20 protein-coding genes are annotated in these 21156 nt (G+C 65.5%); 7 read left to right on the top strand and 13 right to left on the bottom strand.

Annotated elements, in window-relative coordinates:
* Nucleotides 1-16: 16 nt before the first annotated feature.
* From AC4D2M_RS04310 to AC4D2M_RS04260, 11 genes are all read right to left on the bottom strand, one after another.
* Nucleotides 17-877 carry a fumarylacetoacetate hydrolase family protein gene (locus AC4D2M_RS04310; RefSeq protein ID WP_490890260.1) on the bottom strand — a complete coding sequence of 287 codons (861 nt, stop codon included), beginning with the start codon at nt 875-877 and terminating at the stop codon, nt 17-19.
* A 56-nt stretch (nt 878-933) separates the two neighbouring features.
* On the bottom strand, nt 934-1707 hold the full coding sequence (locus tag AC4D2M_RS04305) for an SDR family oxidoreductase (protein WP_490890259.1): 774 nt from the start codon (nt 1705-1707) through the stop codon (nt 934-936).
* Nucleotides 1707-2612, bottom strand: a complete 906-nt coding sequence (locus AC4D2M_RS04300; protein ID WP_490890257.1) for a dihydrodipicolinate synthase family protein — start codon at nt 2610-2612, stop codon at nt 1707-1709. Before AC4D2M_RS04300 ends, AC4D2M_RS04305 begins: the two co-directional genes overlap by 1 nt.
* Nucleotides 2609-3841 carry an L-2-hydroxyglutarate oxidase gene (gene lhgO / locus AC4D2M_RS04295; protein ID WP_490890256.1) on the bottom strand — a complete coding sequence of 411 codons (1233 nt, stop codon included), beginning with the start codon at nt 3839-3841 and terminating at the stop codon, nt 2609-2611. Before lhgO ends, AC4D2M_RS04300 begins: the two co-directional genes overlap by 4 nt.
* On the bottom strand, nt 3838-5046 hold the full coding sequence (locus AC4D2M_RS04290) for an MFS transporter (protein ID WP_490890254.1): 1209 nt from the start codon (nt 5044-5046) through the stop codon (nt 3838-3840). Before AC4D2M_RS04290 ends, lhgO begins: the two co-directional genes overlap by 4 nt.
* Nucleotides 5047-5069: 23 nt before the next feature.
* On the bottom strand, nt 5070-7253 hold the full coding sequence (locus tag AC4D2M_RS04285; RefSeq protein ID WP_490890252.1) for a TRAP transporter permease: 2184 nt from the start codon (nt 7251-7253) through the stop codon (nt 5070-5072).
* Complete coding sequence (locus AC4D2M_RS04280) at nt 7250-7750, bottom strand: hypothetical protein (protein WP_490890250.1); 501 nt, start codon at nt 7748-7750, stop codon at nt 7250-7252. The genes AC4D2M_RS04285 and AC4D2M_RS04280 overlap by 4 nt, the downstream gene beginning before the upstream one ends.
* A gap of 6 nt (nt 7751-7756) precedes the next feature.
* On the bottom strand, nt 7757-8770 hold the full coding sequence (locus AC4D2M_RS04275; protein WP_490890249.1) for a TAXI family TRAP transporter solute-binding subunit: 1014 nt from the start codon (nt 8768-8770) through the stop codon (nt 7757-7759).
* A gap of 77 nt (nt 8771-8847) precedes the next feature.
* Nucleotides 8848-9441, bottom strand: a complete 594-nt coding sequence (locus AC4D2M_RS04270) for a carboxymuconolactone decarboxylase family protein (RefSeq protein WP_490890248.1) — start codon at nt 9439-9441, stop codon at nt 8848-8850.
* A complete protein-coding gene (locus AC4D2M_RS04265; protein WP_490890247.1) occupies nt 9434-10162 on the bottom strand; it encodes an SDR family NAD(P)-dependent oxidoreductase in 729 nt (242 codons plus the stop codon). The genes AC4D2M_RS04270 and AC4D2M_RS04265 overlap by 8 nt, the downstream gene beginning before the upstream one ends.
* A gap of 205 nt (nt 10163-10367) precedes the next feature.
* Entirely contained in the window at nt 10368-11030 is a 663-nt protein-coding gene (locus AC4D2M_RS04260) for a GntR family transcriptional regulator (protein WP_490890246.1), read from the bottom strand.
* A 151-nt stretch (nt 11031-11181) separates the two neighbouring features.
* Between AC4D2M_RS04260 and AC4D2M_RS04255 the strand changes: the two genes are divergently transcribed.
* Nucleotides 11182-11361 (top strand): hypothetical protein, encoded by a 180-nt coding sequence (locus AC4D2M_RS04255; RefSeq protein ID WP_490890244.1) that lies wholly within the window; start codon nt 11182-11184, stop codon nt 11359-11361.
* Nucleotides 11354-11755, top strand: a complete 402-nt coding sequence (locus AC4D2M_RS04250) for an Hpt domain-containing protein (protein ID WP_490890243.1) — start codon at nt 11354-11356, stop codon at nt 11753-11755. The genes AC4D2M_RS04255 and AC4D2M_RS04250 overlap by 8 nt, the downstream gene beginning before the upstream one ends.
* Here AC4D2M_RS04250 and AC4D2M_RS04245 read toward each other — a convergent pair.
* Nucleotides 11752-12519 (bottom strand): response regulator transcription factor, encoded by a 768-nt coding sequence (locus tag AC4D2M_RS04245; RefSeq protein ID WP_490890241.1) that lies wholly within the window; start codon nt 12517-12519, stop codon nt 11752-11754. The genes AC4D2M_RS04250 and AC4D2M_RS04245 overlap by 4 nt on opposite strands.
* Nucleotides 12520-12780: 261 nt before the next feature.
* Entirely contained in the window at nt 12781-14433 is a 1653-nt protein-coding gene (locus tag AC4D2M_RS04240; RefSeq protein WP_490890239.1) for a sensor histidine kinase, read from the bottom strand.
* 153 nt (nt 14434-14586) lie between these two features.
* Between AC4D2M_RS04240 and AC4D2M_RS04235 the strand changes: the two genes are divergently transcribed.
* The 5 genes from AC4D2M_RS04235 (at nt 14587) to AC4D2M_RS04215 (ending at nt 21052) form a co-directional block, all read left to right on the top strand.
* Nucleotides 14587-15783: an ROK family transcriptional regulator gene (locus AC4D2M_RS04235; protein ID WP_490890432.1), complete on the top strand. Its 1197-nt coding sequence runs from the start codon at nt 14587-14589 to the stop codon at nt 15781-15783.
* A 334-nt stretch (nt 15784-16117) separates the two neighbouring features.
* Entirely contained in the window at nt 16118-18271 is a 2154-nt protein-coding gene (locus AC4D2M_RS04230; RefSeq protein ID WP_490890238.1) for a heavy metal translocating P-type ATPase, read from the top strand.
* A gap of 18 nt (nt 18272-18289) precedes the next feature.
* Nucleotides 18290-18757, top strand: a complete 468-nt coding sequence (locus AC4D2M_RS04225) for a hypothetical protein (RefSeq protein WP_490890236.1) — start codon at nt 18290-18292, stop codon at nt 18755-18757.
* A gap of 67 nt (nt 18758-18824) precedes the next feature.
* Entirely contained in the window at nt 18825-19457 is a 633-nt protein-coding gene (locus AC4D2M_RS04220; RefSeq protein WP_490890235.1) for a DUF305 domain-containing protein, read from the top strand.
* A gap of 227 nt (nt 19458-19684) precedes the next feature.
* Complete coding sequence (locus tag AC4D2M_RS04215; protein WP_490890233.1) at nt 19685-21052, top strand: extracellular solute-binding protein; 1368 nt, start codon at nt 19685-19687, stop codon at nt 21050-21052.
* Nucleotides 21053-21156: the final 104 nt, after the last annotated feature.

Raw genomic sequence — 21156 nt, 5'->3', positions numbered from 1 at the left:
GTGGTGCTGTGTGGCCTCAGGGTCCCGCGGTCACGGGATTGCTCAGTGTGCCAACCCGGGCGACGCGGCACTCGGCCGTGTCACCGGGCTTGATGTGGATGGCTCCGGGCGTGCCGGTGGAGATGATGTCGCCCGGGTAGAGCGGCATCACCTTGGAGTGGAAACTGATCAGGTATTCGGGGCTGTACCGCATGTGCGCCACGGTGTTGGTCCGCAGCACCTCGCCGTTGACCACCGTGGACACCTCCATGTCCGCGAGGATCCCGTCACCCACCGCCTCGGCCAGCGGCACAATCCGCGGCCCGAAGGAGAAGAACCCGGGGAAGTTCTTGGACCGCGTGAGGAACCGCGGGTTCCGCTGCAGGATGTCCTCGGCCGTCTGGTCCAGCACGGGCACGACGCCGGCCACATAGTCCAGCGCCTCGTCCACCTCCACGTTGCGGCAGTACCGCCCGATGACGACGGCGACCTCCGCCTCCGCGGTGGTCCGCTCGCTCTGCGACGGGATGGGAATGTCCTCCCCAGGTCCGATGATCGTGTGGTCGCCCTTGATGAACGACGCCGGCTCCTCCGGCACCCCCTCGGACAGGTCCGATGCATGCTCCACATAGTTCAGGCCGATGCCCCACAGCATCCGCGGGTGCCGGTAGGGGGCGCCGTAGGTGACCTCCGAAGGGTCCCGGAAGACGCCGTCGTCGGCCTTGTCCGCTGCCTGCTCCAGCTGGTCGAGGAGCTCCTCGACCAGGATTTCCCGGACGTCGCCGGTGAAGCCGGGGATGAGGTCGCGGACCAGCGCGACCCCGCGTTGCGGGTGCACAACGGCGGCGAACTCCTCCGAGCCTTCAAGGGTGGAGCAGAGGTGCAGGGTGTGGTTCATGGTTCTCTTTCCAGAGTGTGTACGTGGGGGAGGGGAAAGCTAGTACGAACGGAGGGTCAATAAGAACGGACCAGGCCACCGTCGCAACGGATTTGCTCGCCGGTGACGTAGGCTGCGGGCTGGCTGGCGAGGAACGCGACGACGGCGCCGAATTCCTCCGGCTTGCCGTACCGGCCCGCCGGGATGCTTGCCTCGGAGGAGGCGCGGGCTTCCTCGGGCGTCTTCCCGGTGCGCTTGGCGGCGCCCGCGTCGAGGGACGCCACGCGGTCGGTGTCAATACGCCCGGGCAGCACCATGTTCACCGTGATCCCATCGGCAGCGACCTCGTTGGCGAGCGTCTTCAGGTACCCGGCAAGCCCGGCGCGCCCGATGTTGGACAGCGCCAGGTTCGGCAGCGGACTCTGCACCCCGCTGGATCCGACGGCGATAATCCGCCCCCAGCCCCGTTCCCGCATCCCCGGCAACACCAACGAAACCAGCTTGATGTGCTGCAGCAGCAGTTGATTCACGGCGGCCAGTGCCTGCTCATCCGAGACGTCGGCAGCACCACCGGGGGGCGGGCCGCCGCTGTTGAGCACCAGTACGTCGACCGGTCCGAACGCCGCCTCGGCCGCCTCGACCAGCCGCTCCTGTGCCCCGTCCAGGTTCAGGTCAATGCCGACTCCGACGGCGGAGGGCAGCTTCTCGGCCTCAGCCCCCACCAGGTCCTCGCGGCGGGCGGCGAGCACCACATTGGCGCCTTCCTCGGCCAACGCCCTGGCAATGGCCAGCCCGATCCCGGAGCTCGACCCCGGCACCAGTACGTTCTTACCCTTGAGTCCCGTATCCATCAGGCGAGCTCCTTTGCGGTGTTGTCTCGAACAGCGTCGAGGTGTGCGTCGATCATGTCGGCCAGTTCCGGCGGCAGCGTGGGCGCCGGCGGGCGGACCAGCGCTTCGGCGATGATGCCGCGGCGTCTGAGGATTTCCTTGCGCAGCGCCAGGCCAATTCCGGGCTGGCCCTCGAAGTTCGCCAGCGGCAGCCACGGCGCAAAGACCTCCCGGGCGGCGCGGAAGCCGCCGTCGCGGTTCGCTTCGATGGCCAGCTGCAGCGCTTCCGGGTGGGAGAAGCCGGTCATGGCGCCGGCGGCGCCGGCCGCAAGCTCGTCGATCAGGCCGACGCCGCCGAGCCCGCCGAACACCGGGACATCGGTCTTCGCGGTGAGCTGGGCGATCGCCGCGGCGGTGGGCGGCGCCTCTGACTTCACTGCCGAGATGAACGGGCAGCGCTCGACGACGGCGAGGATCTGCGCGGTGCTGATCTTCACCCCGGAGGCAACCGGGTAGTCCTGCAGCACGATGTCGGCACCGGTGGCCTCGTGGATGGCGGTGAAGTGGGCGGTCAGCAGGTCCGGATTCGGCGTGTTCACCTGCACCATGAGCGCGGCGAGGTTGGAGCCCGCGGCGCTCACGGCGGTGTTGGCCTGTTCGATCGCCACGTTCGTGGTCCGCGACGACAGCCCGACGACCAGCGGCGTCTCCTCGGCAGCCTCTGCGACCGTGGACACGGTCAGGATCTGCTCACCGGTATCGAGCGACGCGCCCTCACCGAACACCCCGAGCACCACCATGCCGGTGGCCGGGATGTGCGTGTACAGCTCGACTTCGCGTTTCAGCGACTCGGTGTCGACGGCGAACGACGGCCCGGTGAACGGCGTGGCAAGCACACCCCAGAGCCCCTTCTTCAGATGCGTCATGCGGCTTCCTCACTGTCAGGATTTTGATCTAGTACAAGGGACACAATGTGCTCGGCAATGGCGAGCGACGACGTCGCGGCCGGCGACGGCGCATTCCGCACCGCCAACACCGACCCGCGGCGGGTGATCCGGAAGTCGTCCACCAGCGAGCCGTCGCGGTCCAGCGCCTGGGCGCGGATGCCGCTGGGCCCGGGAACGACGTCGTCAATGGTCAGCTCCGGCACGTACTTGCGGGCCTCCGCGACGAAGCGGCGCTTGCTCAGCGAACCCACCATTTCGACGGCGCCCGTGCGCCAGTGCTGCTTCGCGAAAGCCCGGAAGCCGGGGTACCCCACGGCGTCGCCCAGGTCGCGCGGGGAGATCTTCCCCCAGCCGTACGCCTCACGGGCGAGCGCGAGCACCGCGTTGGGGCCCACCATGACCTCGCCGTCGGTCCGCGGCGTCAGGTGCACGCCGAGGAAGGGATACCGCGGATCCGGCACCGGGTACACCAGGCCATTCACCAGCGAACGCTTCTCCGGCTTGAGGAGGTAGTACTCGCCGCGGAAGGGCACAATCTTCGGGTCCTCGTCATCGCCGGCGAGTTTCGCCACACGGTCCGCATGCAGCCCGGCGCAGATGATCACGGAGTCGAACACCTCCCACGTGTCCTCGCCGTTGTGGCGCCCGGTCACGAGGGTTTCGTCCCCCCGGCGGGTCAGGCCGGTCACCTCGAACCCGGTGTGCACGGTGCCCCCGGCGGCAACAATGTCCATAGCGAACGCCCGGGTTACCGCGCCGTAGTCCACGATCGCCGTGTGCGGGGAGTACAGGGCACCGATGCCTTCGACGTGCGGCTCAATCTCCTTCAGCTCGTCGCGGTCGATGATCCGCACACCCGGGACCCCGTTGGCCCGGGCGCGGGTCATGATGTCGCCCAGCCGCGATTCCTCCACCGCGTTCCGGGCAACAAGAACCTTGCCGCACTCGTCATAGATGAGCCCGCGCTCGCCGCAGTACTCCTTCAGCAGCTCGACTCCGCGGCGGCACAGTGTGGCCTTGAGCGATCCGGGCGTGTAATACAGCCCGGCATGCACCACGCCGGAGTTCCGGCCCGTCTGGTGTGCGGCGAGTGTCGTTTCCTTTTCGAGGACGGTGACCTTCGCGTCCGGCTGCTGCTGGAGCAACCGCCGGGCGACGGCGGTGCCCAGGATGCCGCCGCCGATCACCGCATAACGTGTGGCTGTCATTGAGTCTCCTTAACAGGGGTCTGATTGCGTCGCAGCGAGGACAGTGTGAACACCGGAACTCCCCGCGACTTGCGGATCATCCGGCGCCCGATGCGGAAGGTAACGGCAGCAGCCAGCGCGACGACGCCGGCCACCTGCCAGGCGGTGGAGTACGAGGTGGCGCTCACCAGCAGCCCGAACAGCAGCGGCCCGCCGGCCGCACCGAGCGAGAGCCCGGTCTGCACCACCCCGGTCGCCGAGGCGGCCGCCAGCCGGTTATCCCGCACGACGGCGAAGTGCAGCAGCCCCGGCCAGGTCCAGCCTGCGCTGTAGGCAAGGAGTGTGCCGGTCACCATCAGCGCGGTCGACCCGACACTGAGCATCCAGTAGCCGACGACGCCGGCCACCAGCAGGTTGGCGATCAGTACGTAGGGGCTGCGGGTTGGCATTCGATCCATGAGCGCGCCGAGCAGGATGCGGATGCCAAGGCCGATGACCGCCGCACCGGCGAAGAGGTACCCGGCGGTACTGGGCGCGATGCCTGACTGCACCATCGAGTCCACGAGGAATACACCGAGCGAGGTGGCAGCCGCGGCAGCGAGGCCGGCACCGACCGTGAGGACCACCAGCCCGGCACGCGGGGTGCCGCGGTCTTCCGGGTGACTGGCCGCCGTCGTCGTTGTCATGGGTGCCTGTCCGCGGACCAGCGCCCAGAGGGCGAGCGACAGCGCCAGCGCGGCGCCGAAGAAAAAGGCATACCGCCAGCCGAGCACCAGCGCGACGCCGGGAACCGCGAGCCCGCCCAGCAGCGATGCCGCGGGGATGGAGGACTGCTTCACTCCGAACGCCAGGCCCAGCCGGTTACTGCCGATGCTGCGGGAAATTCCGAGGTTGGCTGAGGGCTGCGCCATGGCGTTGGCAAGGCCGCCGATGAACAGCGCCGCCACCAGAACGGGGAACGACGGCGCTGCTCCGGCGCCTGCCAACGCCACGGTCGCGAGGCAGGCCGAGAAGACCATGCCACGCCCGGCTCCCACCCGCTGCACCACTCCGCCCAGCGGTCGGGCAAGGGTTCCGGACACCGCAAACAGGGTTGCTGTCGCGATGCCCATCTGCGCCGGCCCCATGTGGAGGTCGTCGCGGATCTGTACTGCCAGCGCGCCCAGAAGGAACGCGGGCAGCACCCCGGTAGTGGTGACGGAGACGGCCTGCAACAGGGTGGTCACAGGCCGTCCCGAGGACGGTAGGCTCACGCGGTTGTTTCGGAGGCACTGGCGGCTGCCGGTGCGGGTTCATCGTGGGAGTGCCGCTTCCGGCGGATGAAGTGCAGCACCAGACCTAGGGCCACCATACTTCCGCCAACCATCATGTAGAGCGGCTCCATCACCAGCAACGGCAGCGAGCCGAGACCGATCAGCGCACGCTCAAGCCAGTTCGCAGGCCCTGCGATCCAACCGCCGAACGCCACGGCCAGGGAAGCCACCGTGATCGCCGAGACGACCAGCGCCAGGAGCACCGTCGCAACACCGCCCTGCATCAGCAGGCCGACGCCCGGGCCCGAGAGCACGAAGATGAACGGCACCAGGAAGGCCGAGAGGGTGTACCGCCAGGTCAGCCACATGGTTGGTATCGGCTTGCCGCCGGTGATGGCGGAGGCCGCGAACGGGGACAGCGCCGTCGGAGGCGAAACCTCGCTGAGCACGGAGTAGTAGAAGATGAACATCGCTGCGGCGAACGCGGGGACACCGACGTCCTGCAGCGCCGGGCCGATGATGACCCAGGAAATGATGAAGCTCGCCGTCACCGGAACCGCAAGGCCCAGCAGGATCACCGAGATAGCCGAGAACAGAGCCGTGAGGAACAGTGACCCGCCGGCGAAGTCCACGATGATGTTCGCGAGCTTCAGGCCGAGCCCGGTCAGCGTCATCACACCGACGATGATGCCGGCGGCCGCCATCACGGGAATGACGGAGAGTGCGCCGGTGGCGCCGATCGCCAGCGCATCCCAGATACGCTTCGGCGTCATCCACGATTCGCGGTCCAGGAAGCTGAGCAGGAAGGCGAGAATTGTGGCATACACAACGGCACGGAACGGCGTCATGCCCATGGCCATGAACACCACGATCGCGACCAGCGAGCTGAAGTGGTACCCAAAGCGCAAAAGCAGCTTGCCTGCCGGCTTGGTCTGCATCTGCACGGGCTTGGTCTTGAACCGCCGTGCGTCCATCTCGATTGCGAGGATGATGCCCAGGTAGTAGAGCAGGGTCGGGATGGTGGCCCAGATCAGCACCTGCAGGTAGGAGACGTTCAGCAGCGCAGCGATGATGAACGCAGCGGCGCCGAGGGTCGGAGGCGACATGATGGCGCCGATACCGGCGGCCGCGAGGACACCACCACCGTTTTCCTTCGGGTAGCCGGCCTTCTTCAGCAGCGGCCAGGAGATACCACCGAGGGTCACCGTGGTTGCAACACCGGAACCGGAGACCGTACCGAGCAGGAAGCCCGCGAGCGTCACGGTACGGCCGGGACCCGACTTGGACTGGCCGAATGCCGAGAAGGACAGGTCAATGAAGAACCTCGTGGCGCCGGATGCCGTGAGCACCGCGCCGTAGATAGTGAACAGGATGATGTACGTCGCTGCCACATCTGTCGGCACCCCGAAAATACCCTGGGTGCCCATCACGTTGTGGCCCACCAGACGGATCCACCCGAATGAAGACGTATTGAACGGCGCCGGGAAGTAGGGACCGAAGTAGGCGTACGCGAAGAAGCCGACCACCACTATCGGAACCAGGATGCCGACGGTCCGCCGGGCAGCTTCAAGGACCACCAGGAGCGCGATCGTACCCATGATGAGGTCGAGGTAGGTGGGGACCACTGCACGCCGGAAGAACGAGTCCCAGTCACTGATGATGTAGAGGAACGGGACGGCGGCGATGATGGCCAGCGCCCAGTCCAGGATGTGCGGATTGTCGGACTTGCCCGCTGCTTTGTCCTTGTCCGTACGGCCCCAGCCGCGGTAGACGAGGAACGTCATGGACAGGCCGATCATCAGGAAGGCCGGCAGGTAGAACTGTGTGGCCATCGGGTTGAACACCCAGTACAGGCCGAAGGCGGACAGCGCGACGCCGACCACCTTGATGATCATTGCGGGCTTGCCGCTGAGGTGCCGGGCGGGCTTCTCCGCCTCGAACTCGGCAATCAGCGCTTCCTGGTCAATGGTTTCCAGGTCAGCGTCGTCCGCATCCGGTGAGCCCTTGAACTCCTCCTCGGTGCTCCGCTTCTCGGCTGCGGCAGTCTTCCGGTCAGCTGCGGTCATCCGGTGAGAACCGTGGCCGGCCTTAATCTCGTGGTCCGGGTCCTCGACTAATGATTTCCGTCGCTTTCCCGCTCGGGCGGGCGCGGCACCTTTGCCGTCTGGTCGCTCGGTCATTGGGTCTCCTTGATGTCTAGCACAACGAACGGATTGTCGTTCCCGACGAGCGACCACAGCTCAAGCGGCGGTTGTCCGGGGACGTGGAGAGTACGCTGCCCGAGGTCGGTGGCAGCGATTGAAAGGCTCTGGAAGACCACCGGCCGGGACGGGTCCGGTGGTACAACGTAGTTGCGCCGGTCTTGTGAACCGGCAGGCAGGGGGGCATCAGGAACGCCGTAGTACTCCTCGAGGACGGCCAGCTGGTCGGCCGCTATCTCCACGAGACGGTAGGAGCCGTCGGCAAGCACCTCGTAACGCTCTTCAGCGAGGGTCTGGTAAATCGAGTTGCGGTAGCTCACCGCGAAGGTGTCCCCGGTCAGGGGCACCGTGGCAAGCTCGCCGTCGTCGTTCGAGATCACCAGGGAACGCTGCTCTGGGTCAGCGTTCCCGGCGGTCACGCCGGCCAGTGTGCCAAGGCACAACAGCACGGCGACGACGACGGCGAGCCTGCGCATGGTTGGTTAGCCGGCCTGGTCGAAGTAGTTCTGCGCGCCCGGGCAGGTTTCTACGAACGGAACATCACCGGCGGTGGCTGGGTCCATCTCTTCCGCGGCGGGGTGCACCTGGATGAGCTGTTCCTTGTTCTCGAAGAGCGCCGTGGTGATGTCCTCCTGGAGCTGCTCATCCATGCTGGACGGGGCAACGAGGATATTCGGCGAGACGATCACCGAAACCGGTTCGGTCTGTCCCTCGTAGGTATTGGCTGGGATTTCCTCCTCGACGTAGAACTCACCGAACTCGTCGGCCATCGGTGCGGCGTACTCACCGATCGGCACGATCACCATGTCGCCGTCGGCCGCGAGGTCGATCAGCGCACCGGTTGGCAGGCCGCCTGACCAGAAGCCGGCGTCGATGGTGCCGTCACGCAGCGCTGCCACCGTCTCGGCAACGCCGAGCTGGCGGCGGTCAATGTCCGTCTCGGGATCGAGACCGGCAGCCTCCAGGGTGCGGAGCGCGGCAACTTCTGTTGCCGAGCCGGGTGCGCCCACTGAGACAACCTTGCCCCTCATGTCCTCGACGGTCTGGATACCGGTGTCCCCAACCGTGACCGGCTGCAGGTAGTTGTTGTAGACGTTGCCGAGCGAGCAGATCTCCTGTGCGTTGCCCTCGAAGTCATTCACTCCCTCAACAGCGTCCGACACCACGTCACCCACCGCGAGGGCCAGCTGCGCGGCTCCGCTTTCAAGCAGCAGGATGTTGTCCACTGATGCATTGGTTTCCTGGACGGTGGCGTCGTAACCCTCGATGTTGTCGCGGATGACGGTCGCGAAACCGCCGCCCAGCGGGTAGTAAACGCCGCCGGTGCCGCCGGTCGCGATGGACAGTGCGCCACCGTCGCCGGCCTCTGCCCCGCCCGTACCGCCTCCGCCGCCGCCGGGTTCGGGGCTGCCGCAGGCGCTCAGGAACAGTGCCGGTGCAAGGACTGCGGCGGCAACGATGCGCGGTCCGCGTACCTTGTTCTTGGTGCTGGTCATGGGTCTCTCCCTTGATATGTGATCGGTTTCTGGTGCGGTATTGATCTTCACGGTGTTGATTTCGATGGTGTTTGTTCTCACTGCTGATGCCCCTTGTGTGGAGCCGTTTCGGCCGGGGCTGGGACGTCAGCCACGGCCAGCAGCCCCGCGAGGGTGCGGTAGTACCCCACGAGAACTGTCAGTTCTGTCATCCCGCCGGCGCCTAAGTGCTTTTGCGCCTCCGCACGGATGTCTTCTCCCACACCGGCTTCAGCGACCAGTTCCCGGGTGAGTTTGAGGGCAGCGGTTTCGCTGCCAGATGCGCCCGTCGGTATGCTGCCCGCCAACAGTTGCGCCAGCTCCTCTTCGGAAACGCCGACGACGGCGGCCGCGCGGCTGTGCGCGTACCACTCGTACTCGGACTTCAGGGCTGCCGCAACGGCGCAGATCACGAGTTCGCGGGTGCGGTCGGGGAGTTCGCCCTTGAACCGCAGCGCAGCGCCGAGTTCCTGCACCGCGTTGCCGATGGCGGGCGCGAAGAGGAGGGCATTGAACGGGCCGGCGAGGGAGCCGTCGTCGTACAGGATTGTGAACGGGCCGTTGGCGCGTGGGCCGGCGGTGATCCGGTCGTAGAGGTCCCGCTGTTCCTGGGAGAGGTCACCGGGAGCCAGAAGGGGGAAGAGGTCAGACAAGGGTTCGACCTCCGTCCACGTAGAGGACATGCCCGGTCACGAAGGACGCCTGCTCGGAGGAGAGGAAGAGGACAGGGCCGGTGAGGTCGTCGACGTTGCCGAGCCGCCCGGCGGGGACCAGCGACGTGTACTGCTCGCGGACGCCCGGCTTGTCCAGGTGCGTCCGTGTGAGGTCTGTTTCGGTGTAACCGGGGGCGATCGCGTTGACGGTCACGCCGCTGGATGCCCATTCCCGTGCCATGACGCGCATCATCTGGTTGATGCCGCCCTTGCTCGCAGCGTAGGGCCCGTGGTCGGGGTGGGCGAGGAGCCCCGAGACGGAGGAGCAGTACACCTGCCGGCCCCAGCCCGCGTCCACCATGTGCTTTCCGGCGGCTCTGCCGAGGCGGAAGGCGCTCGAAAGGTTGATGTCGATGGTGCGCTGCCAGTCTTCATCCCTGGTATCGAGGACGGGGACGCGATGGTTGACGCCGACAGCGTGGAGCAGGATATCGATGCCGCCGAGTGTTTCAAGCGTTGCCCGGACGGCGTCTTCGCAGCCGCCCGCCGTCGAGAAGTCGGCTGCCAGGCCGTTCTCGTAGCCTTCGAGGCGTGATGCATCAATGTCCGCAACGACCACGCGGGAACCCGCCGCGTTGAACGCGGCGGCGCACGCGTCGCCGATGCCTCCGGCACCGGCGATAAGCACCCGCCGATCGGCAAGTCCTAGCCAGTTATCCACGTATTTTGCGGTTCCTCTGCTTCGTCATCGAATAAGCGCTATTGGAGATTGTATACAAAACGAGGTCAGGCTGTAACCCCCGTCACATAAAAAGTTAGCAGAGGTAACTTCGTTTTGGGGGAGCGTTATCGGAGTGTGACATGTTACTCGGGGGCGCCCTGGAACACGACGCGAGTCCGGCGGAACCACCCAGGCTCCAGCCGCGCTACGTGGCGTCGAGGAACCTGCGGAGGGCATCGACGGCGTGGTTGCGGTGATCGTCCAGGTGCTTCACGAGCCGATCAGCGTCACGGTCAGCGAAGGCGTCGATGATGAGGTTGTGTTCTTCCTCGACGCGGTGGCGGTTGGTGGGAGCGCCGTAGTACACGAAGCGATACGTGTCAGTGGCGTCCCACAGGACCTGGATGAGCCGGTCGAGCCGCGGCATTCCGGACGCGGACAGCAGCGCGAAGTGGAACCGGCGGTTGGCTTCGGTCATCGGCAGGATATCGGCGGCGGCGCTCGCGGCCTCAACCTCAAGTGCGGCGGCCTTCATGGCCTGCAGCACCGATGAGTCCGCCCGCTTGACTGCGGCATATGCTGCCTCGGTTTCGAGGAGCTGCCGGATCCGGTACACCTCCAGGAGGTCGGCAAGTGACAGCCGGGCAACCTTGAATCCCCGATGCGGCTCGTAGACGATCTGCCCTTCACCCTCGAGGATCTTGAACGCTTCGCGCAGGGGGACCCGGCTGACCCCCAGCCGGTCAGCGAGCGCATCCTGCCGCAACGGTTCGCCCGGCTGTACCTCGCCGGCGATGATCATGCGGCGCAGTTCGGCCAGCGCGAAGGCCTGGGCGGTAGGGGGCCGCTTGCGCGATGTGGCGGTCATGTGCGCGTCCTCCCTCTTCCGGTCGCCGAAACTCCCTGTTGACTCTAGTTCAACACAAAGCCTCTTCCGGATTGTCCGGGGAGGAGAAGATGAGCCTGCCCGGGGTATTCAGCATTCTTGAGGAAAGCTTCGCCCAAAAGGACGCGGTGGCTTGAAGTATGTGGTTCACAGTGGGAACAGACTTCTCCGGGGCGGACCGTTCGCCGGCCCGGAGATAGATTTCGTCGACGGGTTGGGAGCGCGTGAGGTTGGCCTGGCTGAAGAGCAAACTGAACTGGGCTCTACCCGCGAAACCGGCATCGAACCTGGAACCGGCGGAGTGCGTGCCTGAGCATCTCCCCGTGCACCGACCGGAGGTTATTGCACGGCTCGCCGATGAGCTGCCCGCCGTGGCGGATGCCCTGCGCTATCGCGATAACTTCGCCAGGCTCCTCCCGCAGCGCATTCAGGCCCTCACCACCGAGATTCGCTCGAAGGACGAGCAGGCTGCGCTGGCCACGCTGCTCAGCCTCAAGGTGGGTTCGAGCATGGTCGGCGCACCCCGGCTTCAGCACGTGGTGTCCCAGTGCCTCACGGATATCCGGGCCGGTCGCCGGACCGGCTGTCTGCCGACGCTCGTGCGGGAAGCCGAGCGGTTCCTCACCTGCCTGGCCGATTCAGGCGACGGCGGCGCCGCCAGTCCCGGCTTCAACCCGACTCACGGGAGACACAGGGCCCAGGGCTAGTCGACCGGCATCATCCGGTAGCCGACACCACGGACAGTCTTGATGAACCGCGGTTCCCTGGTGTCCTCACCGAGTTTCTTCCGCAGGTTCCGGATGTGCACCTCCACGAGGTGATGATCGTCCGTCCAGCCCTCACCCCACACGCGCTCCAACAGGGTTTCCCGTGACCACACGCGGCGCGAGCCGGTGATCAGGGTGGCGAGCAGATCGAACTCGATCTTTGTCAGCGGCAGTTCCTCACCGTTGAGGCGCGCCACCCGCCCCTCGACATCCACAGACAGGGCACCATGCACGACGACGGCCCCGTCACCTTCCGCGGTGTTCCGCGTCCCGTCGCCGTTACCCTGAACTGCCGTGCCGGGGGCGGCCCCGCCGTCAACGAAGGATCTCGGGCGGCGGAACATCGCCGCAACCCTTGCCCGCACCTCACGCGGGCTGAAGGGCTTGACGATGAAATCGTCGGCGCCGATCTCCAGCCCCATTACGCGTTCGATCTCCTCGACGCGAGCCGTGATCATGACGATGTAGGCGTCCGTCTGGGGCCGCAGCTGACGGCAGACCTCCATCCCGTCGAGGTCCGGCAGATTCAGGTCCAGCGTGACGAGGTCCGGCTGGTGCTCCCGCACGAGGTCCAGAGCTTCCCTGCCGCTTGCTGTCTCGATGATGTTGAATCCGACCATCGAAAGGGTGAGTACCAGGAGCTCGCGGATGTCAGAATCGTCCTCCACGATCACTGCCGTGCGCTCGAAAGAATCAGTACCCATACTCAGTACCTTGCCAGACGAGGGCGTGCCCGGGGAGCCGGGTTACCCGAATGTCTTTCCCAAATCTTGAGGAGCCTCGCGCACATCCTTGAGTTTCGTGGGCCACACTGAGGGGGTAGGTCCTGTTCCCGAGAGGACAGAACGCCGCACTGGTGGAGATTTCTGCCGTCCGCGCGGTGACCGTCGGAGCGTTCAGCAGCGTAGCGTTCCTTCGGTTGCCGTCGAGTCTCCCCACAGTCCCTGGTGCCACAGAACCGTTCCTCATATCCGCGGCAGCTCAATGCTGACCGTCGTGCCGACGCCCAGCTCGGAGTGGACGGACAGCTGCCCACCGTGCCGTTGCACGGCCTGCGCTGCGATGGACAGCCCAAGACCGGTTCCCGGAATCTCGGCCGCAACCGAATTGGAAGCCCGATAGAAACGGGTCAACAAATGGGGGAGTTCTTCCTCGGGGATGCCGATGCCGGAGTCCTCGATTGTTACGCGCACCGTGGCGTCGTCGGACAGGAAGCTCAGGGTGACCAAGCCGCCGTCGGGCGTGAATTTCACTGCGTTGGACAGCACGTTCACGAAGACGCGCTCCAGGAGCTCGCGCATTCCCCTGATTCGCTGGGGCGAATCGGCGGGCGCGAGCTGGATCGAGACACGTTTCCTGACGGCGAGCGGCAGCAGGTCTGTCACCACCGAATCAAGCAGTGGAACGAGGTCGATCGGGGCCGACCCGAGTTCGGTGCCGGAGTCGAGCACAGACAGTGCCAGGACGTTCTCCACCAGTGTGCTCAACCGCTGGCCGTTGCGCTCGATGACTTTCAACATTCTCTGTGCTTCGGCCGGCAGTTCACCGCCGTCGCCGTCCTGCAGCAGTTCAATGTAGCCAAGAATCGAGGACAGGGGAGTTCGCAGCTCATGGTGCACCGTCGCCACGAAGCCGTCCTTGGCGGCGTCGAGCTCCCGGAGGCGGTCCACCACCTGCTGCTGACCGACTATCAACTGCCCCTGAACCATTCCGTGCGCCAGGTTGCCGAGCAGGTGCTGGAGCAGGGCAATTTCGGCACTGGACCATTTGCGGGCGCCGCGGTCGGCGACAATCCAGAGCAGGCCGAATGGCGTTGCGCCTTCGCCGATGGGCAGCAGGAGTCCGCTGCGCGTGAAGCCGGCCATGCGGGCGTGGATGTTGGGTAGGGTATCGGGGACTTCGTCGAGCTGCCCGGCGATCACCGCGAGTGAGCCGGAGGTGCGCCACAGTTCGGTACCGACGACCCTCAGTTCGTCCAGCAGATCGGTGACGTCGCTGGGCTGCACGCTCCCATCCCCGCGCTGCCAGCGTGCAGAATCGCAGGAGATGCGCCCGTCGTCGAAAATGTGCAGCGTCACGTCTTCGGCATCAAGTGCTTCGCCGATTCCCTGCAGCGCCTTCTCGACCATCCGGGACGGCTCATTGGTCTGGCGAAGTTCGTCGGAGATGCGCCGCACCCGGTCCCGCAGGAACGCCGACTCATGGCGCCGTTCCTCGCGCAGCCGGTTGCGATGGATAGCAGTGTTGACCCGGTGCAGCAGATCATCGGTTGCGATGGGCAGCAGCAGGTAGTCGCTCGAGCGCATTGCCAGCTCGGGGTGGGAGATGACCTGTTCCGCCGTCTTCGCGGTCAGTACCACGGGGATGTTTCGCGGGAGCAGATGGTCGGCTTCCTTCGCGATGGTTGCCAGATACTCGAGTGCGATCTCAGCGCCGACGACGGCGACATCAGCGGTGCCCTCGAGCGCTACCTCGATCGCCGGGCCGACGGTGCTGTGAGCGGCCACCGAGAAACCGGCGTCCCGAAGGCTGTTCGCCAGCTCGTTGAGCAGGTCGACGTCGGAGTCAACCACCAGGGCAGTGCCCAGGGCAGCATCGAACTCGGCGGTTGCACCCAAGACTCGTCCCCTTGATTCGACCTGTGTTGTTGCAGGTTCTGCCGAGTCTAGCGACGTGCTCGTTGCCTTGCTGAAAAGTGGCGGTAGTATCGTGCATCAGCCGCCTCTGAGCGAAAGGCACCAGACGTGCGACGTGGCACCAATCTCCCCCGGATGGGGGACTTCAACCAGAGTGTCATTCTCGATGCCATTCGCCGTTCCAATGAGGGCCTGAGCAGGGTTGAGCTGGTGGATTTGATCGGCTTGTCCCCGCAGGCTGTCTCCAACATCACCCGCCGCCTGCTGGCGGAGGAACTGATTGTAGAGGCGGGGAAATCGGGCACCGGCCCGGGCAAGCCGCGGACCATCCTGCGCATCAACCCGTCCGGCCGGTACGCCATCGGCGTGCACCTGGACCCGGCGCTGATGACTGTGGTGCTGATGGACCTGATGGGCGCCGTGATACAGCGCCGTGTCCGTGAAACGCCGATAGGGACAGAACCAGGGCAGATTATCGACGCAATTGCAGGCGAGATACGCACGCTGCTCGCGGAGTCTTCGGTGGACCCAGCACGCATTGAGGGAATCGGGGTGGCACCTCCGGGGCCCATCGACCAGCCTGCGGGCACCGTCGTCAACCCTCCGCTCCTGCTTGGCTGGGATCGCGTTCCGCTGCGCGATGCCCTGGCGGAGGCTACCGAAATGCCGGTCTTTGTGGAGAAGGACGTGACGGCGGCTGCGGTCGCCGAGATCTGGGGCGGTGGACAGGAGAGCACGCAGAGCTTCGTGTTCATCTACATCGGGACGGGTATTGGCTGCGGCATCGTTGTTAACGGCGAAGTGCTGCGCGGGAGCTCGGGGAACGCCGGTGAGATCGGGCATATCGTCGCGGACCCCAACGGGCCGGAGTGCCCCTGCGGAATGCGCGGCTGTATTGCGGTGACGTGCGATCCGCAGTCATTGGTCCGCGAGGCGGAAGAGCGCGGAGTGCTGAGCGAGGAGGATCACCGCAACGGCGATGTGGCTGACGGGCTGCTGCAGTTGTGCGCTGCGGCGGAGGCGGGCGACAAGGTGGCATGCGACATCATCACCAGGGCTGCCGTCCGCACCGCACGGGCAGTCTCGGTACTGGTCAACGTGCTCGACGTTGACCGCGTGGTGTTCGGGGGACCATTCTGGGCGCCGCTGGCCAACCGGTATCTGGAGATCGTGCCGTCGTCGTTATTGGACTTCCGTGCCGCACGCAGCATCCACCCGGTGGAGGTGGTTTCCACCGGCATCGGTCACGACGTCGCCGCGGTCGGTGCCGCCTGCCTCATGCTCGAGCGAACGCTTGGTCCGCGGGCAGAGCGGCTGATGCTGGCACGCTGATTTTCGAACGCATAATTCCCGTTCCCTTCGGGGTTGACACATACCCCCCGGGGGTATACATTCGTTCCTACCGGAGCAGGAAGTCCAAGCCCAGACAGGGCCGTTTACTCCTTGAAGGTCTCTCGATACGGCTGGAGCCGGCGTGTAGAACTACCGGATGCGCGTGCTGCGCCGCCCCCATGGTCACGGTGTTGGTTACCGTCACCGTCACCATTTGCCGGACCTCTCCGCCGCGGCGGCACACTCCGCGGACGGGCAGGTGCGGCCATACAACAGCAATGCCTGATTTCGAGGTCCGGGACATCCGTCCCGTGTGACCGAAGGAGAATCAACAATGAAACACCAGACGCACAGCCAGGCAGGCCCGTCGGTGTCAGATCACGAGACACACGGCCAGGCCATGCCTGCGCCCCACCCGCAATCCGCCCTCGATGACGTACAGCGCCACTCCGCAGGGCATCAGGATGCCGACCACGAAGTCCATACGCATGGCCAGCATGCCGGGCACTCCACGGCCATGTTCCGGAATCGCTTCTGGATCAGTCTGATTCTGGCTGTTCCGGTTGTCCTGTTCAGCCACATGTTCGCCATGATCGTGGGTTACACACCCCCAGAGTTTCCCGGCTCCCTGTGGATCTCGCCGCTGCTGGGAACGGTCATCTTCTTCTACGGCGGTGCGCCGTTCCTCAGGGGCGGCATCACGGAGCTGAAGTCCCGCCAGCCCGGGATGATGCTGCTGATTGCCATGGCCATCAGTGTCGCATTCATCGCGTCCTGGATCACCACCCTCGGAATCGGGAACTTCAACCTCGACTTCTGGTGGGAGCTGGCCTTGCTGGTTGTCATCATGCTTTTGGGCCACTGGATGGAGATGCGCGCCCTCGGCTCAGCCGCCGGAGCGCTCGACGCACTGGCAGCGCTGCTGCCGGACGAAGCTGACAGGGTCACCGAAGCGGGGATCGAAACGGTCCCGGTCAGCGACCTGGTTCCCGGGGACGTTGTCCTTGTCCGGTCCGGTGCCAGAGTGCCGGCCGATGGTGACATTGTCGACGGCGCAGCAGAGTTCGACGAGTCTATGATCACCGGCGAATCCCGCACAGTCTCCCGCGCCCCCGGCGATTCGGTGGTCGCCGGCACGGTCGCTACCGACAACGCAGTGCGGGTTAAGGTCACCGCCGTCGGGTCGGACACCACGCTGGCGGGGATCCAGCGCCTGGTCGCAGAGGCACAGGCCTCATCGTCCAAAGCCCAGGCCCTTGCCGACCGTGCGGCGGCGCTTCTGTTCTACTTCGCCCTGATCGCAGGCATCATCACCTTCATCGCCTGGCTGCTGCTGGGCAGCCCGAATGACGCGGTGATCCGCACCGTTACGGTGCTGGTCATTGCGTGCCCGCACGCGCTTGGGTTGGCCATCCCGCTCGTGATTGCCATTTCCACGGAGCGTGCAGCGAAGGGCGGGGTACTGATCAAGAACCGGATGGCCCTTGAGCGCATGCGGACCATCGACGTCGTCCTGTTCGACAAGACCGGCACCCTCACCGAAGGACGCCCTGCCGTCACCGCGGCCACCGCAACCGGGGGAGTCGGCGAAGCGGAGATGCTCGCCCTGGCGGGTGCAGCCGAATCCGACAGCGAGCATCCGGTTGCCCGGGCCATCGTCCAGGCGGCAGCGGACAATCCGGAAGCAGCGGCGTTCGGGTTCCGGGGGAACGCGTTCTCCTCCATGACCGGACGCGGTGTCCGCGCAACGGTCAACGGCGCCTCGGTTGCTGTCGGCGGGCCGAACATGCTGAGGGAACTCGCCCTGGATACGCCGCCGGACCTGGCGGGTGCAGTCCAGGAGTGGATTGCCCGCGGCGCCTCCGTACTGCACGTGGTGCAAGATGGTGCGGTCATCGGCGCACTGAGGCTTGAGGACCGCGTCCGCGACGAGTCGCGGGCCGCCGTCAAGGCCCTGCAGGACCGCGGGGTGAAGGTCGCCATGATCACCGGGGATGCACGGCAGGTGGCGGACGCGGTGGGTTCCGAGTTGGGCATCGATGAGGTCTTCGCTGATGTGCTGCCGCAGGACAAGGACTCCAAGGTGGCCGAACTGCAGTCCCGCGGACTGAAGGTAGCGATGGTCGGAGACGGCGTGAATGACGCACCGGCGCTGGCCCGTTCCGAAGTCGGCATCGCGATCGGTGCCGGTACCGACGTCGCGATGGAATCTGCCGGGGTCGTGCTTGCAGGAAACGATCCCCGATCGGTTCTGGCGATGATCGACCTGTCCCGGGCCAGCTACCGGAAGATGATCCAGAACCTGGTGTGGGCCACAGGGTACAACGTCCTCGCTGTTCCGCTCGCTGCAGGGGTGCTCGCGTTCGCGGGCATTGTCCTCTCGCCAGCGGCGGGCGCGGTTCTGATGAGTGTGTCGACGATTGTGGTCGCGCTGAATGCGCAGCTGCTGCGCCGGATCGACCTCAGCCCCGAACGCATTTGCAACTAGTTGACTACATTGGATTCGATGAGCAGGAAGGCAGCGGCGATGAGCGGCATAGGGAAGGTCTGGGCAGCCCTGGCCGTTCCGCGCGCCGTCGCAGGCTTCCTTGGCCTCACGGCCGTGATCGTCGGGATCCTTGCGATGCACGTCTGGATGGGCGGCCACGGTCCAACAGCCACGCACGGGTCCCATGCTGTGGCCTACGGTTCCCATGCGATGGTCCACGGCTCCCATGCGGTGGCCCACGATTCGCGCACGGTGGCCGACACGGTGCCGACCGCCGTCGCGCCTGTCTCCCACCATGACGAGGGCGCCGCTGCACTGGGGCTCTGCGTCCTCGCTTTCATTGTGGTCACCATCCTGGCGTTCCTGCTTCGCGCCGGGAGGCTCGTCCCCGGCTCTGTGCTGCTGCGCGGTCCACCGTTTATCCGGCTGCACCCCCTGTCCATACCAGCTCCTTCGCTGATCCGACTCTGTATCAGCCGGACCTGACTTCCGCCAGGCAGGAGCTGAATACACCACGGAAGACTTCCAGTAGAACCAGAAGGATCAGATCACCATGAAGCGTTACCTTTCCCTGTCAGCGCTGAGCGTTGCAGCCGTTATTGCCCTCGCAGGTTGTGGCAGCGAGACCGGGCCGGCAAGCGACCCGCCCACTCCAACGCAGGAAACCGGGGCGACCAACCAATCCGCTGCCGAAGCAGGCTCCGCCCGGCACAACAATGTCGACGTCATGTTCGCGCAGATGATGATTCCCCACCACGAGCAGGCCGTGGAGATGAGCGCCATCATGTTCGCCAAGGACAACATCAGCCCGGAAGTTACGGACCTGGCCACGCGGATCAAGGATGCGCAGGCACCCGAGATCGAAACCATGACCGGCTGGCTGGAAGCCTGGGGCGAACCCGTTGAGATCGAAGGCGGTATGGATGGGCACCACATGGGCGCAATGGACGGCGAGGCCGGCATGTTGAGCGAGGATCAGATGGCCGAACTCGAATCCGCGGAAGGCGAGGAAGCAGCCCGGATATTCCTCGAGTCCATGACCGCGCATCACGTCGGCGCCGTTGACATGGCCAGTGAAGAGATCAGGAACGGCGAGAATCCCGAAGCCATCGCGCTCGCCGAGGACATTGCCGAATCACAGGAAGCTGAGATTCAGGAGATGCAAGCCTTGCTCGAGGAACTGTAGCGCGGCTCTGTTTGAGGCCTGCGCTGAGCGATAGGGTGGTCGGAGGCCTCATCGGATAAGGGTTTCGGCACGGTGGTCCTGGAACTTTTGCAGCTGTGGTGACCGACGACGTCGGGAAGTCACCGGAGTTGCAGGAAAGGTTTCCGGGGCCATTGTGCCTTAAATCCACTCGACGTACTATTCCGGTATCGGAAGTCTCCCGATGCCTTAGTTTCAAAGGAGAAACCATGCGCGGCGCCTCTCGAACCCTCCCAGCGGCGGCGCTTGCCGCATTGCTCGTGTTGAGCGGCTGCTCCGGTGACGGTGACGGAGAGAGGGAGGAAGCCTCCAACCAATCGCTGCGGATCATCTATCAGAAAGCCGGCGACGCCTCACCGCTGGACACCCTGATGCAGACCACCAAGGAACAGTTCGAAGCCGCCAACGAGAGCGTCACGGTGGAACTGGAACCGGTCGAAGGCACCGACGAGGATTACAACACCCGCCTCGCGCTGTCACAGCGCTCGCCGGACACCGCTCCAGACGTCTTCTACGAGGACAGCTTCCGCCTGCGCTCCGACGTTGAGGCGGGCTACGTGCTGAACCTCGACGAGCACCTGGCCGGATGGGACGAGTGGGACGCTTTCAATGAAGCCGCGAAGGAAGCAGGAAAGGCCGACGACGGCAGCATCTACGCGGTGCCCCTCGGCACCGACACCCGGGTCATCTGGTACAACAAGCAGGTGCTTCAGGACGCCGGTGTTGAGGTCCCCTGGCAGCCGGAGTCCTGGGACGATCTCCTTGGAATGGCGCGAACCGTCAAGGAAGCGCAGCCCGAATCGCGTCCCTTCAGCATGTACGCCGGAACCGGCACAGGCGAGGGCACCGTCATGCAGAGCTTCTACGAACTGCTGTACGGCACCGGGAGCGGGAGCCTCTACGACGAAGAGTCCCAGAAATGGATCGTAGGCTCCCAGGGTTTCATCGACTCACTGGCGTTCCTGAAGACCCTCTACGACGAGGAACTCGCCGTCACACCGGCCGAAGCCCTCGACCCCAACGTGTGGCAGGTCGTCCTCGGAACCATGCTGCCGGAGAACCGGATGGGAGCCACCGTTGAAGGTTCCTACGCGCCGTCGTTCTGGCAGGAAGGCGGCATGTTCGTGTGGCCGGAGTACGCCGACGTCATGGGCGTTGCGCCGTTCCCCACGCAGGACGGGCAGGAGCCCGGAGCCGTGAGTATGTCCGGCGGCTGGACGCTGGCGATCGGCGCGGGCACGGAGAACCCGGAGCTAGCGTTCGAGTTCCTCACCACCGCCATGAACCAGGAAAACCTGCTGCAGTACACGGTGGACAACTCGCAGATCGCAGTGCGTAGCGACATCGCGGAAGCGCCCGAGTACCTTGAAGCCAATCCGTTTGTCGAAGAGGTCTCCGCGGTGCTCGATGTGACGCACTACCGGCCCGCAACGTCGAACTACGCCGAGATCTCCACGGCGGTCCAGGAAGCCACCGAAGCTGTCATCACCGGTGGCGCAACACCGGAGGAAGCGGCAGCTACCTACGACGAAGCACTCACGTCGATCGTCGGCGAAGAGAACGTCGTCGAGGAGTAACCATTTCCTCCACGGTCACTTCCCGCGGCGCGTCCTCCGGCGCCGGGCACCGCGGCACCCGCGGGAACAACAGGCAGGAGCGGGAGCGCAACGGACGGGCCTCC

Source organism: Arthrobacter sp. TJ-270 (assembly GCF_058269075.1).
This window is presented reverse-complemented; position numbering and strand designations above follow the sequence as displayed.